At 45.0% G+C, this 938-nt stretch carries 1 protein-coding gene; it reads left to right on the forward strand.

The genetic code is table 11. The annotated features are described in order from the left end of the window. Positions 1-190 precede the first annotated feature (190 nt). On the forward strand, positions 191-938 hold a 748-nt coding region (locus tag R7Z49_RS23855), incomplete at its 3' end, for a DUF1800 family protein (RefSeq protein ID WP_318112201.1).

Here is a 938-nt window from a genome sequence, read left to right on the forward strand (position 1 = left end):
TCAAATTACCAATTCCTGTCGTTACAAACTCGTACTATTTTCAGTAATTGTGTTTTTTATTAGTCACTTATAGCGACTATACTCACCTCTGCAGCTGCTTGATTTTTCTAAATTTATTTTAAAGCTCACACGAGCGTCACTACTCCCGTTAAATGGATTTAAGTCGTTCCTTTGGGTAAGCGAGTTAACTATGAGACGTCAGAAACAAAATGGAATTTCTTGTTGGGTGCTAGGATTCTTAGCCATGTTGCTCTGCTATGCAGGGCCCGCTTCCTCAGAAGAGGATTCCGCTAACTTCATCAATGCGCGCTTTCTTTATCAAAGTACGTTTGGACCAACGCCAGCCTTGATTGATCAAGTCGAAGAAGTTGGCATTGAAAGTTGGATCAAACAACAACTTCTTCTTCCGGCGACCTATCATCGTCCTCTCTACGACACTCCTTTTAGCAAAGGAGCACAAGCAAATCGAGAAAATGCTTGGTATCAAATTGTTCTCACATCAGAAGACCAGCTTCGGCAGCGAATGGCATTTGCGTTAAGCCAAATACTCGTGGTCTCGCGCTATGGCGGAGCACTATCGAGCAAGCCAACAGGCCTAGTGGACTACTACGATGTGTTGGTGAAGCATGCCTTTGGCAACTATCGTGATCTTCTACACGAAGTGGCTATTCACCCGGCGATGGGCAACTACCTATCAATGATGGGCAGCACTAAGGAAAATACTTCAACAGGCGCGCTACCGGATGAAAACTTTGCCAGAGAACTGATGCAGCTTTTTACGTTAGGACTTTACGAGCTAAACCTTGATGGCAGTGTAAAACGTGATCCTAAAACCGGAAAACCGCTGCCGACCTACTCTCAAACTGATATCCAAGAACTGGCCCGTGCGCTAACTGGTTGGAAAAATTCAGACACGGCATTTGTTGAACCCATGCGCG

This window comes from Vibrio sp. 1562 (assembly GCF_033340155.1).
Classification (GTDB): Bacteria; Pseudomonadota; Gammaproteobacteria; order Enterobacterales; family Vibrionaceae; genus Vibrio; species Vibrio alginolyticus.